Genomic DNA, 16862 nt, shown 5'->3' with positions numbered 1-16862 from the left:
TAATAACTATTCGGTATGCCAGAGAAATTCATCACTCGTCAGGGAAGCTATGCATCGACAAATATTTATTACGATCGTCACCCTCATTGGCTTACTTTTGGCAGCTCTTGTTGCGGCTGTCACTTACCTGTCCGTTGAAAAGCGCCTTAACAGCGACGTCAAAGAAGATGTCTACCAACTCCAAGAAAAGCTAACCGCTGAGCTCGCCAGATATAGCGAAATCCCCGTCGTACTCTCTGCTGACCCACGCTTAAAGCGGCTGCTAAGAGTCCCCAACAGTCCCCGACTTCTTAAAAACACCCATCAACTTCTGTCAGATTGGAATACACGTTTAAACAGTGACGTTCTGTATTTGATGGATCGCAATGGCTTAACGCTGTCCTCGAGTAACCATCAAGACAAGGCAAGTTTCGTTGGGCACAACTACAACTATCGTCCTTACTTTCAGCAAGCTATTCAGGGTGACAAAGGACAATATTACGCATTGGGCGTGGTATCAGATAAACGCGGCTACTATTTTTCCTATCCCGTTTGGGATGAAGGATCCATTACTGGCGTATTAACCCTGAAAGTCGACTTATCTATTATTGAAAGAATTTGGGATCAGCAACAATTTGACTACTTGATTGCAGACCCACTAGGCGTGGTTTTCTACAGTTCTCGTGATGAGTGGCTTTATCAATCTCTCGCCATACTGTCTGACAATCAAAAGCAAGCCATTCGAGCGTCTCGCCGATATGGTAACTCATCACTCAGCAGCCTCACTCATTACACAGATCTTGCATCCATCAAGCCTCTGTCTACGCTGTCCTTAGGGATCCAGGCACAAGACAGAACACGAGTGCTACTGTCCAGTACCGATCTCGGCAGTGCTGGTTGGCGGATCTATGGCTTTATCCCCACCAGCAATATTTGGCCGGTAGTCATCCAAGCCGTGTTACTTTTTGCTACGTTTTACGTGCTTCTTGTTTTGGTCATTACGGCGTGGCTACAAACCTTAAAAACCCAAAGAAAACTGGCCAAACTCAATGATGGGCTAGAACAAACAGTCGCAGATCGTACCGCTAGCCTTGAAGAAACCAATTCAGCTCTACGTAAAAGCATCCAACAATATGAAGAAACACAACAGGCGCTACGACAAACCGAATCCGAACTGATTCAGGCCGCTAAGCTGGCGATGTTGGGTGAAATGTCCGCAAGTATTAACCATGAAATCAATCAGCCCCTTTCTGCCATGCGGACCTACACGGAGAACAGCATTAAGTTGATGCAACGAGAACGGTATGACGCAGTCAAGAGCAATCTCGCTACACTCAATGAGTTAATTGGCTTGGTGGCCGACATCGTTGCTCGGTTTAAGATCTTTGCTCGCAAGCAAAATAACGACCGTAAATCGCGTGCCGCCATTGACGATGTCATCAATGCATCAATCAAACTGTCAGAGGCCAGCTTCAACAAAATTGGCATCCACATTGACTGTGATATCCCCGAGCAGGGGCTGATAGTGAATGCCGATACCGTTCAACTTGAGCAAGTCATTCTGAATCTGTTAAGCAATGCTTCACAAGCGGTCGCCAACGAGCCATCAGCGCAAATAGGCATGACCATTGACACGCATTTAGACCGAGTTTCAATTCATGTATGGGATAACGGCCCTGGCATGGACAACAGCACAAAAAAACACATTTTCTCTCCTTTCTACACAACAAAAAAAGAGGGTCTCGGCCTTGGTTTGACGATTTGTCGTCGAATCATTGAGGGCTTTGGCGGCAGCTTACAAGTGCGAGATCATGCCTCAGGAGGCGCAGAGTTTATTGTTAACCTGCAGCGGCTTTACGATGGAGATGCCCAAGCATGACGCACGAGATATGGATTATTGATGATGAACGCGCGATCCGAGATGCGCTAAGCCAAACGTTGGAAATCGAAGGCTACCAATCGCGGGCTTTTTCATCCGCCCTAGAAGCACTTGCGCAGCTTTCTTCAACCTTTGAGGGTGTGATTGTATCCGACATCAATATGCCCATCATGGATGGGATGACGTTTCTCACCCAAGCACAAGCCATTGACCCCGAATTATCCATCGTCATGCTAACCGGACATGGCGACATTTCAACGGCGGTATCTGCAATACGAAAAGGTGCTTATGATTTTCTCGAAAAGCCCTTTTCAACAAACCACCTTCTGGATGTTTTACGACGGGGTATCGAAAAACGCCGCTTGGTGATTGAGAACAGAGAACTAAAAAGAGAGCTGGAAACGCAAAGCGCACCTGGCCCACGAATTCTTGGAAATTGCGAATCGATAAAACAGCTAAGACGCTCCATTTCTCATCTGAAAGATCAATCAACCGATGTATTGTTGCAAGGAGAGAGAGGCACAGGCAAAGAACTAGCAGCGCGTTTTATTCACGATCACGGCAATCGACAAGATGAGCCATTTGTATCCTTTAAATGCCGTCAAACGCCAGAAGCCCTGATGGATCTTGAATTATTTGGCGCAGAGCAAAGTGCACTCTCTACGCTACCTACCCATAAAAACAACAAGGTAGCTGCAGCAGGACGAGGCACACTCTTTCTCGATGGTATCGAATCACTGCCGTTGCAGGTGCAGAATAAGCTCAATCAAATGCTTTTAGTGTCTCCTCGCCCTCGAATTATTGCGTCGACACGGATTGATCTCTCAGAAAGTGCCAAGCAAAACGGGTTTTCTCAATCACTACTAACATCACTTTCAGACACTACGCTGGTGTTCCCACCATTACGTCAGCGACAAGATGATATCGTCACGTTATGTCAAAATTTCTTGAGAACAACCGCCTCTCGATTCGGTATTGCGCCACCCAATGTAGATTCAACGCAAAAAGCCAAAATTATCAACCACCCATGGCATGGCAATGTCCGTGAGCTAAGATCCTATGCAGAGCGATGGGTGCTCATGGGCGAGCAACCCTTAAATCAAGATAATCAAAGCAGTTATGAAAATGAACTTGATTCGCTGAGTGAACGTATGCAACAGGTTGAAAGGGCAATTCTTTTTGATTCTCTTAATAGACATAACGGCATGCTAAAAGAAGTTCAAACTGAGCTGGGTTTGGCACGAAAAACCTTGTACGAAAAGCTAAAAAAACACCATTTAGACAAGGAAAACTTTAAGGGCTGATTTCTCCTCTCAAATCCTCCGCAGCCCGCATTTTTACTGAGCTAAACAATAATTCAACATTCTCATTTATGAGCGTAAAGAGATGAGTCACTGTCAGTAGACTGATCCAAATTCGTGAGAACCTGATAGTTAAACTACTCTTACATAGTAAGTTTCGTTGATTTTATAGTTGGTAAAACAATGACAAAACGGGATCAGTCTGGAACCAGACTGCCAGCCAGTGAACACCTCGATTATATTGACGATAAAACGGCCGCACTTTTGTTGAGTTCACCCAAGAGTGCCAGAGTTTTATTGTGGGTTATCGTGCTATTTCTTTGTATCAGCGTTATCTGGGCTTCGTTTGCCGAATTAGACAAAGTCACAGTGGGACAAGGGAAAGTGATCCCATCGTCGCAGCTTCAAGTTGTCCAAAACCTAGAAGGGGGCTTGGTTAAGGAGCTGCTTATCCGAGAAGGCGATGTTGTCACCAAAGATCAGCAACTGCTGTTAATCGATGACACCATGTTTCGTTCTGACTTTCGAGAGCGCGTTCAAGAGTTAACGAGTTTACAAGGTAACTCCGTGACCTTAAGTGCGCTGATTAACTCGGTCGTGGTCAACCCAAATACCGATATTGATAACTGGCAACAGTCCGTCACCTTGCCACGCAATGAGTTGGTGTTTCAGCCAAAGTTTGAAGAGGAACATCGCACCGTTGTATCTAGACAGCGTGCAGAGTACCGAGAAAAACTCAACAATTTGCAAAATCAGCTCTCTGTCACCTCTCAACAAATCCGCCAAAAAGAACAGGAACTGATTGAGGTGAAGTCTCGGGTGCAAAACCTCAGACAAAGCTACAACTATGCTCTCGAAGAGTACAACATCACAAAGCCATTGGCGGATGAAGGCGTTGTTCCTCAAATTGATCTGTTGAAATTACAACGTCAGGTCAACGATACCAAAAGAGAAATGTCCTCAGCCGAGCTTTCGTTACCTTCCCTTTCGTCATCTCTTCAAGAGATGGTGTTCAAACATATTGATGTTGCCTTGAAGTTTCGGGGGGAACAACAAGAGCGTTTGAACGACGTTGAAGACAAATTGTTAGCCATGACTGAGACGCGAGTCACGCTGGCCGACCGTGTGCAACGTACTGTGGTCCTCAGCCCCGTTGATGGCACCATCAAGAAACTTCACGTCAATACGGTAGGCGGGGTTATTCAGCCTGGCATGGATTTGGTGGAAATCGTCCCCAGTGAAGACAATTTGCTTATTGAAGCCAAAATCGCCCCTCAGGACATCGCATTCTTACGCCCAGGATTAGAAGCCATCGTCAAATTCAGTGCCTATGACTTTACCGTATATGGCGGATTAACGGGAATTCTTGAAACCATTAGCGCCGATACCATTCAGGATGAAGAAGGTAATAGCTTCTATCTGGTCAAAATTCGCACCGAATCGAACAACATCGGCGATGGCGAAGAACTGCCTATTATTCCCGGAATGACTGCGTCTACAGACATTATTACCGGCAAGCGTAGTGTGCTTGATTATTTATTGAAACCAATTTTACAGGCTCAGAAATCAGCACTCAGAGAATAAGCTGATCGAGAAACATTTGGGCTGGTTATTCAGCCAATTGAGGGGGAATGTGCTTTGAACTGGAAAATGCTACTTATTGCGTCAGCCGTCAGTACGCTATGCACACAAGCATGGTCGATGTCGGTCGAACAAGCTGTTGCTACCACGATGGCGACCGATCCTGAATTGAAAAGTGCATTCAATGACTTTATGAGTAATCGTGAAGACATTGATTCCGCACAAGGTGAATACCTGCCTGACATCAATTTAAACGCGGGTTATGGCTTTGAGAATATCGATAACAGCTCCACACAAGCAAGCGGAAAGAAGGACTACAACCGAAAAGACGCCAACCTAAGGCTGACACAGCTTATTTGGGATAAAACTACACTTAATAATATTGAGCGTTCCGAATTCGAAGCCGAAGCGCAGCGTTATCAATTACTGTCAGATGCTCAAGACAAATCCCTCAGAGTGACTGAAGCCTACGTCGCAGTGTTGCTTGCCAAACAACTGCTATCACTCTCTAAAGCAAATGTTGAAGTACACAACAAAATGCTTGCTGACATTCAGCGTCGCGCAGAGTCAGGCATAGGTTCTACCGCTGACCTTTCACAAGTTCAAGCGCGTGTTGCGCGGTCTTTTACCAATATGCTAGCGGCGAAAAGCAATCTTGATGATGCTCACACGGAATTTTTCCGCCTCGTCGGCGTAAGACTCGATTCGCCGGTTGATCCAGAAGTAGATTCGCTCTATATGCCCCAAAACCAGGCTGAAGCGATAGAAATCGCTTACTCAACCAACCCTGTCATTAAGCTCGCCACTTACGATATTGATGCTGCGCGGGCGCAATACAGGCAAAACAAAGGTAGTTTTTACCCAACACTCTCTTTTGAAGCCAGCCAAAACTGGACAGAAGACGCCAATGGCGTCGAGGAAGAGGTCAACGAGTTCAGTGCCATGCTGCGCCTTCGTTTCAATATCTATAACGGAGGCAGCGATCGTGCCAACGTTCGACGCAGCGCCTATCAACTCAACAAATCCAAAGATGTCTTCGAAAATGCATCTCGTCTATTAGGAGAAAGTACTCGTCTCGCGTGGAGCGCATATGAATTGACGGAACAACAGAAAAAATATCTAGCACAACATGTTGATGCGGCTTCAGAAACCGTTATTGCTTACGAAAAGCAGTTTCGAATCGGCCGAAGGACTCTGCTTGATTTATTGAACACCGAAAACGAATTGTTTGAGGCCCGTCGTTCATACCTAGATGCTCATTACGCTCACATCACCGCCAAGTACCGCGTACTCAACAGCATGGGGAATTTACTTGACGCCCTGCGAGTAGATGTACCGGAGGAATGGCTTGATTCCGTTATTGAATAAGAAGGTTTGATTCATGAAATACGTTTGGCTTTTCAGCAGCATTCTGTTGTCCATTAGCGGCTGTTCACTTTCCGCCGATGCACCTCCCCTTGCTGAACAACGTTTTGATTTACTCGACGCCGATAACGATGGCGTTATTAACGCACGCGACTATTGTGACGATACGCCAAGTGTCGCAATTATCGACAATGATGGCTGCCCAACATACCTTTTACATGAAAGTGACAATTCACTAAGAATTCAGTTTGCTAACGATGCTGCAATTGTCGAACCTGCTTACTTAGAAGCACTGGACAAAATGGCGGAATTCCTTAATCTTTATCCTGAAACCTCTCTTGAACTTCAAGGACATACAAGTTCTATTGGATCTAACGATTACAATGCTGACTTGTCTATCCGACGTGCCGAAGCAGTACAAGCACAACTTATTGAAAGAGGCATAGATGCCGACCGTCTCACCATACTCGGTCTTGGTGAAGGCGATTTGATGCTAGCCGACAGCACAGAAACCACACAATTGGTTAACAGACGTGTCGTTGGCCGGGTTAAAGGATTGAAAGGAGATATAAAAGAAGCATGGACCATCTTTACCCGACGGGAACGATAAGTGTTGAGATCGCTTAATGCTTAAGCGTGCAGCGCTTTTTTCATTGTTCCTGTTGCCGTCGATAATGACGTTTGCACTTAATAGCACTGATGCTCAGTGGGTTAACAAAGTGGCAAGCTTTTATGGCGAAAGAGCAGGAAAGCGCGTTACGGCTTGGCGTAACGTAGTTGCTGATGCTGCGAATCTCTCTGAACAGGAGAAGCTAGCAGCGGTTAACAATTTCTTTAACCAACTCTATTTCGTCAATGATATCGACCTGTGGGGAAAGAAGGATTACTGGGCAACGCCACTGGAGTTTTTAGGTAGCGCTGCCGGTGACTGTGAAGACTTTAGTATTGCAAAGTACTTCACGTTACGAGAGCTCGGGGTAGATGACAAAAAGCTAAGGCTTGTTTACGTAAAAGCCATCAAGCTAAATCAGTTTCACATGGTTGTTGCTTATTATCCCACCGCCTCTTCAGAGCCAGTCCTGCTCGATAATATTGATCCTGAAATTAAAAAGGCGTCGAAACGACGAGATCTGCTTCCGGTCTACAGCTTTAACGGTAGTCGGTTGTGGCTCATGAAAGAACGCGGTAAAGGTGAGCTTGCAGGCAAATCATCACGCTTAGGATTGTGGAACGATCTCAGAGCGCGTATGGGGTCTGTCAAGCTAAACAGACCGATCAAAAACTATGATGGGTAAATGTCTATGACTTTATACCGGCAATTGTTTACATGGATGTTGGCAATATTCTTCCTGCTGATCCTAGCGGTGACGGGCATTGAACTCAACACCACTCGTAACTTCCTGCTGACTCAGCAATCTGCTGAGGTGAATAACACAATCAATTCGATGGGGCTCGCACTCGCACCGTATCTAGAAGATGATGACAAGGTTGCCACTGAATCTGTCATCAATGCCTTGTTTGATGGCGGCTTCTATCAAGAAGTTCGGTTGAAAATGCTATCCGATGGGAGTGAGATTATCCGCGAGTACCCCGTCACCGTCGAAGGGGTTCCGAATTGGTACATTTCGTTAGATCTCTTTCCTGTCATCACAGAAGAACGGACGTTTACCAGTGGTTGGCTCCAACTAGCCGAAGTCAAAGTGGTTTCTCACCCTGGTTATGCCTATCGTGAAATGTGGCACTCTACCATCCAGCTCGGTATTTGGATTGGTGCGCTATTTGTAGCAGCCATGCTGATCATCGCTGTTCAGCTAAGTCGTTCACTCAAGCCACTCGCAAGTATCACCGAACGAGCTAGAGACATTGCACGCAACAAGTTTGGTGAACCGATTGAACTACCACCAACCACTGAGTTGAGAACCGTAGTAAAAGCAATCAACCAGATGAGTAGCCAGCTTGAGGCTTACTTCGAACAACAGGCGAAAGAGGCGGACAGACTTAGAGAGCACGCTTATAGAGATACCGTTTCCGGTCTAGGTAACCGCAGCTTCTTCGTGGGTCAGCTAAAATCTTGGCTCTCCGAATCAGCCGTTGGTGGTTTGGTGATGGCCAAAGTGGATTTGATCACCGACACCTATCAGAGCCAAGGCTTTGCGCAAGGTGATACGCTCGTTACTCAATTCTCCAAAAAATTGAACACAACTATCACAGATGCAGACGTCACGGCATCACGCATTTCAAAAGACGAATTCGTGATTCTTGCTCCTAACTGCAGCAGCGAAGAGCTGACATTGATTGGTGAAAGTCTCCTCGCCATCGTTAACGATATGCAGCACGACCCTATGGGGATCACACCTCCGAAAGTAGCCATCGGTCTAGCGGTCAACAATTCCATCAACCGCGACCCAAGTGTATTGCTCTCTCAAGTGGACAACGCACTTACGCAGGCGCGTAACTCACCAAGCCACCCAATCTCGATGATTGACCAAACCGCAAACGATTCGTCTATGGGCAAACAACAATGGAAAGCCCTTATTTTGGATGCTATCGCACACGATTGGTTTGTGTTTAAGCTTCAACCTGCATCTACGAGCGACAAGCAAGTGATTCACCGCGAAGTTTTCTCTGCCATTGAAAAAGGCGAAGACTATTACGGTGCTGCGCACTTCCTTGGTGCTGTTGAGCAATTGCAATTGGGTGAATCATTTGACCGTTACGTAGTCAATCACATGATTGAGCGGTTGACGGACGAGCCGGAACTTGGTCCAGTGGCGATTAACTTAACGCAAAACAGTGTTACCAATGCATCGTTCATTCGTTGGCTGACCACTGCAATGCAAAAACATAGAAACTTAGCGGGGCGTCTGTTCTTTGAAATACCAGAAAGTGTCTTCGTTCGCTTCCCCGATCACGTTAGTTTGCTCACGGAACAAGCACACCGTTTCAATTTTGGATTTGGCGTTGATAACTACGGGCGTAACTTCCAGTCGTTGGATTACCTCAATAAGTTCAAGCCGTCATACGTTAAAATTGACTTTGCTTACACCAGCAACCTTGATGATGAAGCACAAAGCCACGTGCTAGCATCCATTTGTCGAACGGCTCACAACTTAAATATAACCACCATTGCAACTCGAGTAGAAACGGAAGCCCAACTCAACAAGCTTTCTGAACTGTTTGTTAGCGGTTTCCAAGGGTTCATCTTTGAAAAGAAAGTAGAGAATCATGGTTAAAGATCCACTCTTGCAATCTTTGGTATATGTTAGCCGTTACTTCGGTCAGTCAAACTCGCCTGATGCATTAGTATCAGGCTTGCCGATTTCTGATGGCTACCTCGCGCCATTTCTGTTTCCTCGCGCAGCAGAACGCGCTGGTATTGACGCCAAAGAAACAAGAATGAGTCTTAGTGAACTCTCTGGGCTATTGTGCCCTTGTATCTTGCTTCTTAAAAATAATGAAGCCTGTGTACTGCTTAGTATCAGCCAAGAAAAAGGGGAAGCAGAAATTGTGACCCCTCACACTGAAACCACGTCTAACGTTGTTCTGATTACAGACCTAGAAGAAGAATACCTAGGGCGTGTTTTCCTGCTCAAAAAGCGCTTTCGATATGACGAACGTTCCCCCGAGATACTAAAAGAACGATCCGGGCACTGGTTTTGGAGCACCCTGTGGGAGTCCAGATCCATTTATCGAGATGTATTGATTGCGTCGATATTCATCAACACCTTTGCGATTGCGACACCGATATTCTCGCGTATTGTCTATGACAAAATTGTCCCTAATCTTGCCTTTGATTCTTTGTGGGTATTAGCGAGTGGCGTCTTCGTCATTTTCATCTTCGACCTCGTGCTCAAGATGTTGCGAAGTTACTTTATCGATATTTCAGGCAAAAAGTCTGACCTACTGATTTCTGCTCGTATCTTTCAGAAAGTCATGGGCATTCGTATGGAAGCTCGCCCGCCGTCCGTCGGGGCATTTGCAAGGCACATGCAAGAATTCGAATCGATAAGGGATTTTTTCACCTCTGCTTCCGTATCAGCATTGATTGACTTACCTTTTGCGTTCTTTTTCCTCTTCGTCATATGGATTGTCGCGGGCCCGCTGGTGTTGGTGCCCATCGTGGCGGTATTGATTCTCATGATACACGCCATGATTATTCAGAAACCGCTACGACGCACCATCGAAGAAGGGTCGCGCCTTTCATCTCAGAAAAATGCCAACCTAATTGAAAGCTTGGCAGGGCTAGAAACGATTAAGTTGTTTGGTGCTGAAAGCCAATTCCAATATCGTTGGGAAGAAGCCGTTGCACACATGGCAAACTGGGGGATCAAAACGCGTCGCTTAACCGACTCAGTGCAGAATGCCGCTGGGTTTATCCAGCAGTTTGTTAGCGTTGCCATGATCGTATTCGGTGTTTATCTCATCTCCAATGGCGACCTTACTATGGGCGGCTTGATTGCAGCCACCATGTTGAGCTCTCGTGCCGTCGGCCCACTGGTACAACTTTCTCTGTTGTCCACCCGATACAACCAAGCTAAATCAGCGATGGAAATCATCAACCAGCTGATGGAAATGCCGTCTGAGCAAGAAGAAGGGAAGCGCTACATTCACCGCCCTATCATTCGAGGGAAAATCGAATTTGATCGCGTTAACTTCAACTACCCCAATTCTGAAGTATCGGCGTTGCGCGACATTTCTTTCACCATCCTCCCCGGAGAAAAAGTTGCCATCATAGGACGTATAGGTTCTGGCAAGACCACCCTTAGTCGCTTATTGATGGGCCTGTATCACCCTACAGAAGGCTCAGTGAGGATTGATGAGACCGACATCAGTCAAATCCACAATATCGACATACGGCGCAATATAGGCTGTGTCCCGCAAGACCCCGTTCTGTTCTTTGGTTCTATTCGCGACAACATCACACTCGGGCGTCCATTAGCTGATGACCGAGACATATTAGATGCCGCCAACCGCTCAGGCGTCACCACATTTACACAGCGCGACCCCGCTGGTTTAGAACGACAAGTGGGTGAAGGAGGTAATCAGCTTTCTGGTGGTCAACGCCAAGCTATCGCCATTGCACGCGCTTTACTTAGCCGGCCACCCGTATTGATGATGGACGAACCAACCAGTGCCATGGATAACCGTTCTGAGCAATACATCAAGCAACAACTGGCAACACTGCGCCGTGATGAAACATTAATCTTGAACACGCATAAGACAGGCATGCTAGACATCGTCGACCGCATCATTGTTATCGAACAAGGAAGCATTGTTGCTGATGGTTCAAAAATGGCGGTTCTTCAAGCGCTGAAAGAAGGGAAGGTGCAAAAAGCGGGTTAGCAAGTACCGAATACCACCCATTAAAAAAGCACCCTTAGGTGCTTTTTCTATTTGATTTCCACGTGTTTATTTACAGTGTAAATGACGGTATAAGCATCAAAGTGGTTCCGCGATGACCTCTTTACCATTGGTAACAAAGCGACCCGCCCCATACTCATTGGAAATATTCAATGCAGTGTCTCCAATATGAACATGAGCACCTGGGTAGCAATTTTTCAAAACATCGATGGAGTACCGGCGATAAAGAGCGCTCAATTCGGAGGCACTGCTTTCCATCTTTGACTTGATCTCTGCTATACGTTCGAAGTGGTGTGTCTTAGTCCATGAAAGACGCTCTATGAGCTCGTCAGGCCGTTTGTTTGCTGGTTGCTGCAACAGCTTCAATTCAGCGTCTTTTACTTTCATGAGCTGTTCATGTTCGTGGTCAAGTTCTTTCGATAAGCTCTGAGTTTCTTCCATCAATTCACTCAAACCTGTAAAAGCATAAACATGAGTATGCACACCCGAAGCCGCCCCCAGCGTAACTACCTGCACACCACGCTCAGCAATGTGAGTTCCTCCCGTGAGCGTTCCGGTTCGTTTAGCCTGATCACTGACAATGAGATGGTCATGAGTATACGTTTTACAGTGCATAGCGTGCTGACTAATCGTAATGTCTTTTCTAGCTTCAATGCTCGCGTACTGAGCAAACTTTGCAACCACAGATCCCTTAGCTTTAATCACGGTAGTAATTTCTTGATCTGACTGAACCTGACGACCCAAGATGCCATTATGTATAATGATATCACCGCCAGCTTCAAGAGAAGCTGACTCCACCACACCGCCAACTGTGATTGAGCCAGTCGCCTGTACTTTCATGCCAGCGTTTACATCACCATTAATGACCACACTTCCCTCGAAGTTTATGTGGCCAGTAGCCACTGTGACCGACTTCATGCACAGAGCGTTATCAACTTCAACGCCATCAGGATGTAAGATGGGCATCCCTGCGGTTTCGGAAACAATCACATTCTCGTCATTCGCGCTGAATTTACTGCCAGGATAGAGCTTAAGGGGTAAGTCTTTACCCGTCGACGTAGGCAAAACTTCACCCGTGACTCGGAATCCTTCAATCCCTTTTGTTGGCGGAATACGTTTTGCGAGTGGTTGCCCTTCCAGTACTGTGATCATTTTGCCTAGATCACGCATGTCGACAGTTCCATCTTCACGCTCTTGAGGCCGCAAAACACGCGCTTTGCTATCTTGTACTAAGTAAGCAATCTTGGAGTCTTCACCTGGTGTCGGCCATTTTCCTGAGGCTATTGGAACTTCTAGGTACTCACCTGGCTTTAAGCGTGCAGATGCTGTAAGCAATTTCTGCAATGTTTGTTTTTTAACACCTCGCACAATCTGCGATTTTTTCAAAGCACCCAGTAAATCATTTCCTTTTATCGGGTTACCGCCGCAAGCACCGTTAACTCGAAGAAGCGCAGTCATCTTTTGATCGTCGAAGCGAGCACTAACCGTCGCATCGCGGCGTTCTGCCACAACGACATCATCAGGCTCCCCTTTCCACGCATCATTCGATGCATTGATTTTCTCGAGAACAGTCTCTATCGTCTCGTCGAAACGAAAAAAACTAGCCACATTGTTTTCTTGAAGCCAGTTAACAATATGCTTTTTCTCTATCTGGGGTGCATCTTCTTCTGCCTTTGATACTACGGTCATGTAAACCCTGCGACCATCATTAGACAGCCGCAAAAGCTGTTGCAGCATGGAATCCCCTAAATCAGAAAAATAAAAACACGAACGAACATCACGCTAGCATTGTACCCAGATGCAAGACTCAGACAGTATCACCGCAACAGGCAAGTTAGATTCAGATCGCATTAAATAAACCACAAGTGGCTCAACTATGAAACGAAAGCCATATAAATGAATTATAGAGAGTTTTATCCATTCTGCTTTAATTGAGCGGGATTAATCTGTTTAACCGACATACAAAAAAAGCACACTCTATCAGCGTGCTTTTAAAATCAGTAAGTTATTTAAGAAAATGACTGTCTCATACCTAAGGTGACAAGGCTTGATGCATTTCATCAGATAGCCACTCATCTAAACTAAAACCGTAACGAAACTTGCCTTCTTCTTCGTTATTTTGATAAACAAGGCTGCCCTTTAGCTGAGGGACATCAACCACGTTCAAATAACAACACGCAGCAAGTTCTATATTCTCATCAGTCACGAGCCCTAAACCGCTCCTGCTGACATCACGTATAAGGACACGGTGTCCAAATTCCGACTCTTCGTGATCATTCTCTATATGGTGTGGAGTAACGTGCAGCCGGGCATAGATGCCACCATTACCCAGTTCGACGCGCTCTTGAAATCGCTTACATGCACTTTCGCCACCAGATTGTTCAATCAATACATCGCATAACTTTTCATAGGTCTTAATCATACTGGCTCCCCCCCACCGCACCAACGAGTCGTCTTGCAGCAAGTTTGTATTATATTAGCATTCCGTTACACCAAGTGTATTGAAAGTTAGACGCACAAGCCATGAAACCTTGTTTGATTTTGAGGGTTTACAGTGTAAATCACTTACCGAGATATCTCGGCTTGTACCCGCTGCTTGCGGATCAATTGGCGTTTCGTGATAAACGCTTCAAACAGTGCGGTATCAGTCGTAATGATTTGCTCTCTCGGCAAACCCACTTTACGGATCAATTCAGAAACACTGACAAGATCGCCAACATTATGCGCAAAATGGGCGTCTGAACCCGTCGTTACCCAAGCTCCGAGTTCTTTTGCCAATGCCGCAATCGCTAAGCAATTCGGTTCGCTGCCCTGTCTAGAGCCATTAAGTGATGAGTTATTGAGTTCAATGGCAACACCACACCTAGCAGCTTCTCGAACAACAGCTTCTGCGTCAATAGGGTAAGAAGGGTTACCCGCATGGGCTATAGCATCAACGCATTCAGACCTCATGGCATTGATTAAAGCCTGAGTGTGCGTTTGTTCATCTGAAGAACGGAACACTGCCTCATGAAGGCTCGCATTCACCCACTCCAAGCCCCCATAGACGTAGATAGGCATGTCGAGCTCACCGTCGCCATTCATAATGTTGGCCTCAACGCCTTTAAGAAGGCGCACGCCGCTCAAAGAGGAAGGTAACACACGTTGATTTACGAAATGCCAATGATGCGGTGCACCCGGCATGGATGTGGCGTGATCAGTGACGCACATATACTGCAGTCCAGCTTTGGCAGCGGCAGCAACATTCTCTATCACCGTACTATATGCGTGACCGCTCGCGAGAGTATGCGTATGAGTGTCAGCAATAAATTTCATTCGAGTTCCTTTTCGTTTGCGAGTTGTTCTGACACCCATAAACGAATGGCAGATTCTGTTTCTTTGCGTCCTTGATAATTACAATCCCTAGCAACATCCTGCCAAGAGCGACGCTTGACCACACGTTCAATCAACGCCGTACATGCCCTATCCTGATTAAAAAAGGCATTATTGAGGGAAAGCCAATGGACAAACCAACGCCATAGACTTCCCGTCACTAGATCATATCCCAGTATACCTTCTGCGAATAAAGACACTTGTTTTTTGGCCAACAAACAAGGCGTCTCGATGCAAGGTATTCGATACAACAGCTGCGCAATGAGATAGGGGTTCATCGCCTTATATTGCTCATGAAGCTGAAGTGTGAAGTTCAAACCAAAGAGTGTGTTTGCGTTGCTTAGCCAACACTCTGTTGTAGATAGCGCTTTTGCCATCTGCAATGAATATGTTCCACTCGCCGCATCTCTCGATACTCCCAGTCGAACGGGAAGATAGGCCAACGAAGACCAAAATTGAAAGAGTTCAGAATTGACGCCGTAACTGGTACCGATCGTGGCAATGTTGTTTTCCCTTGCTAAACATTCCATCGCGACTAAAAGCGAGCGCCCTATTCCGCAGTGACGAACTTTGTCCAAAACAGCAATACGTGTAATACGAAGTAAAGGCGTCAGCAACGGGTCAATGATTCCCGTATGCGTAGCTAAACTCTGTGCAAGAAGATGGCCTTTCACTCGCCGCTTACCTGCCACGACCGCTTTCGCCAAATCCTTATCAAACCCGCCTTCTTGTTGGGCGAGAGCAACGCCAACCAACGTCTCGCCTTTAAACGCCGTTATTAGAGACTGATTGCGCCCGTCAAGTAACTGTACCAAATCGTTAGGTGAAGTCTGGTAATGAGCACTGACCAAAAGCGCGAAGACTTGCCGTAGCAAAGATTCATCATTTAACAATTCGTGTTGAGCAATGAAACGAAGATTTGTCTCCTCATTTGCAATGGCACTATTAGGCTCTGCATCGAACAAGAAAGTATCGAATAGCCATTGCTCCAACAAGTCATTTTCGGACCAGCGAATCGGCTGTTTCAATCGAACCTCTTTCCAGCCTTTCGTTCTCTCATCCAGCAATTGGCGAAAGCGGATGCTGAAAGAGCGTCCCGTACCTTCGTAACCATGCTCAGTGGTAGAAAATACCACACGGCTATAGCGCTCGAGGCAGGCATCTAACATCGGAAGTGGAATCGCAGCCGCCTCATCGACCAATAGCAAGTCGCATTCAGGCCGGTTAAGCAACAAGGCATCGGGGGCAACAAATACCAACTCGCTGCCATTGTCGCTCTTTAAACCGTACTTGCCCTCGCGGCTAATGCCACCCACTGAAGCAGCGTGCTGAAGTAAGATATCAACATTGGCGACTGTCGGCGATGTGACGATTAATCGCTTCTTTGCAGTTTGCATAATTTTGGCAGCAGCCAAGCCCATGGCTGATGATTTTCCGCGTCCACGATCAGCAACCAATAGTGCCGGACGACGGCGATGCCCCAATAGAACACGCTCAATCGCATCAATTGCGGTATCTTGACCCAAGGTAGTTTCGCGTTGAACAACATTTTCGGTATCAGAAATGGAGGCTTTGGGTAGCCAGAAAAGCCCTGATTGACAAAACATCGCTGCATTGGCGTGAGATGAAAAATCTATAAAGCGCTGACGAAAACCTGAAAGTGGCTCTTCTTCGTTGTTAACGAGAAAGAACAGTAGCTCGCCACCGCGAATACACCCACTGATCGCACAAAGCTTTTCAACGTCAATATGCTCACGCACATCAAGCGCAAGTGAACCAATTTCTTGTCCCAACAACTGTTTGGCATCGTTCCACTTCAAACGGGGAAAAGTTGCCTCATCGAATACACTGGAATCATCCGTGACGACAGAAATACCTGGTACGGCAGATACCAATCTAAACGAAAAATCACGATCACCGCGAATAAAAACAGGCACACGAACATTTCCTCGCTTTGCCATTTGGTGGAGTTGTCGTAGAGCAGAAATAGGGTCAGAAAGCACGGGGTCGCCAATAGTTATCAA

The 16862-nt window shown here is 46.3% G+C and carries 12 protein-coding genes; 8 read left to right on the top strand and 4 right to left on the bottom strand.

The window, feature by feature from the left end; genetic code table 11:
• Window positions 1-49: 49 nt before the first annotated feature.
• From LRP50_RS21775 to LRP50_RS21740, 8 genes are all read left to right on the top strand, one after another.
• Entirely contained in the window at window positions 50-1858 is a 1809-nt protein-coding gene (locus tag LRP50_RS21775; RefSeq protein ID WP_274166541.1) for a sensor histidine kinase, read from the top strand.
• A complete protein-coding gene (locus LRP50_RS21770) occupies window positions 1855-3162 on the top strand; it encodes a sigma-54-dependent transcriptional regulator (RefSeq protein ID WP_274166540.1) in 1308 nt (435 codons plus the stop codon). Before LRP50_RS21775 ends, LRP50_RS21770 begins: the two co-directional genes overlap by 4 nt.
• Before the next feature lie 180 nt (window positions 3163-3342).
• Window positions 3343-4743 (top strand): HlyD family type I secretion periplasmic adaptor subunit, encoded by a 1401-nt coding sequence (locus LRP50_RS21765; RefSeq protein ID WP_274166539.1) that lies wholly within the window; start codon window positions 3343-3345, stop codon window positions 4741-4743.
• A 54-nt stretch (window positions 4744-4797) separates the two neighbouring features.
• Entirely contained in the window at window positions 4798-6108 is a 1311-nt protein-coding gene (locus LRP50_RS21760) for a TolC family outer membrane protein (protein WP_274166538.1), read from the top strand.
• Window positions 6109-6121: 13 nt separating this feature from the next.
• Window positions 6122-6715, top strand: coding sequence for an OmpA family protein (locus LRP50_RS21755; protein ID WP_274166537.1), 594 nt, complete (start codon window positions 6122-6124; stop codon window positions 6713-6715).
• Window positions 6716-6731: 16 nt separating this feature from the next.
• A complete protein-coding gene (locus tag LRP50_RS21750; protein WP_274166536.1) occupies window positions 6732-7400 on the top strand; it encodes a transglutaminase-like cysteine peptidase in 669 nt (222 codons plus the stop codon).
• Between the two features lie 6 nt (window positions 7401-7406).
• On the top strand, window positions 7407-9338 hold the full coding sequence (locus tag LRP50_RS21745) for a bifunctional diguanylate cyclase/phosphodiesterase (RefSeq protein ID WP_337992927.1): 1932 nt from the start codon (window positions 7407-7409) through the stop codon (window positions 9336-9338).
• A complete protein-coding gene (locus tag LRP50_RS21740) occupies window positions 9331-11448 on the top strand; it encodes a type I secretion system permease/ATPase (protein ID WP_274166534.1) in 2118 nt (705 codons plus the stop codon). The genes LRP50_RS21745 and LRP50_RS21740 overlap by 8 nt, the downstream gene beginning before the upstream one ends.
• 96 nt (window positions 11449-11544) lie before the next feature.
• Here LRP50_RS21740 and LRP50_RS21735 read toward each other — a convergent pair whose 3' ends face one another.
• The 4 genes from LRP50_RS21735 to LRP50_RS21720 all read right to left on the bottom strand — a co-directional run bounded on the left by LRP50_RS21735 (window position 11545) and on the right by LRP50_RS21720 (window position 16862).
• A complete protein-coding gene (locus tag LRP50_RS21735) occupies window positions 11545-13203 on the bottom strand; it encodes a DUF342 domain-containing protein (protein WP_274166533.1) in 1659 nt (552 codons plus the stop codon).
• Between the two features lie 295 nt (window positions 13204-13498).
• Entirely contained in the window at window positions 13499-13888 is a 390-nt protein-coding gene (locus LRP50_RS21730) for a PilZ domain-containing protein (protein WP_274166532.1), read from the bottom strand.
• A gap of 143 nt (window positions 13889-14031) precedes the next feature.
• Window positions 14032-14781, bottom strand: coding sequence for a phosphatase (locus LRP50_RS21725; protein ID WP_274166531.1), 750 nt, complete (start codon window positions 14779-14781; stop codon window positions 14032-14034).
• The gene (locus LRP50_RS21720; protein ID WP_274166530.1) at window positions 14778-16862 is read right to left on the bottom strand and encodes a tRNA(Met) cytidine acetyltransferase TmcA domain-containing protein; all 2085 of its coding nucleotides are present in this window, start codon (window positions 16860-16862) and stop codon (window positions 14778-14780) included. Before LRP50_RS21720 ends, LRP50_RS21725 begins: the two co-directional genes overlap by 4 nt.

This window comes from Enterovibrio gelatinilyticus (assembly GCF_028683095.1).
Taxonomy (GTDB): Bacteria; Pseudomonadota; Gammaproteobacteria; order Enterobacterales; family Vibrionaceae; genus Enterovibrio; species Enterovibrio gelatinilyticus.
This window is presented reverse-complemented; position numbering and strand designations above follow the sequence as displayed.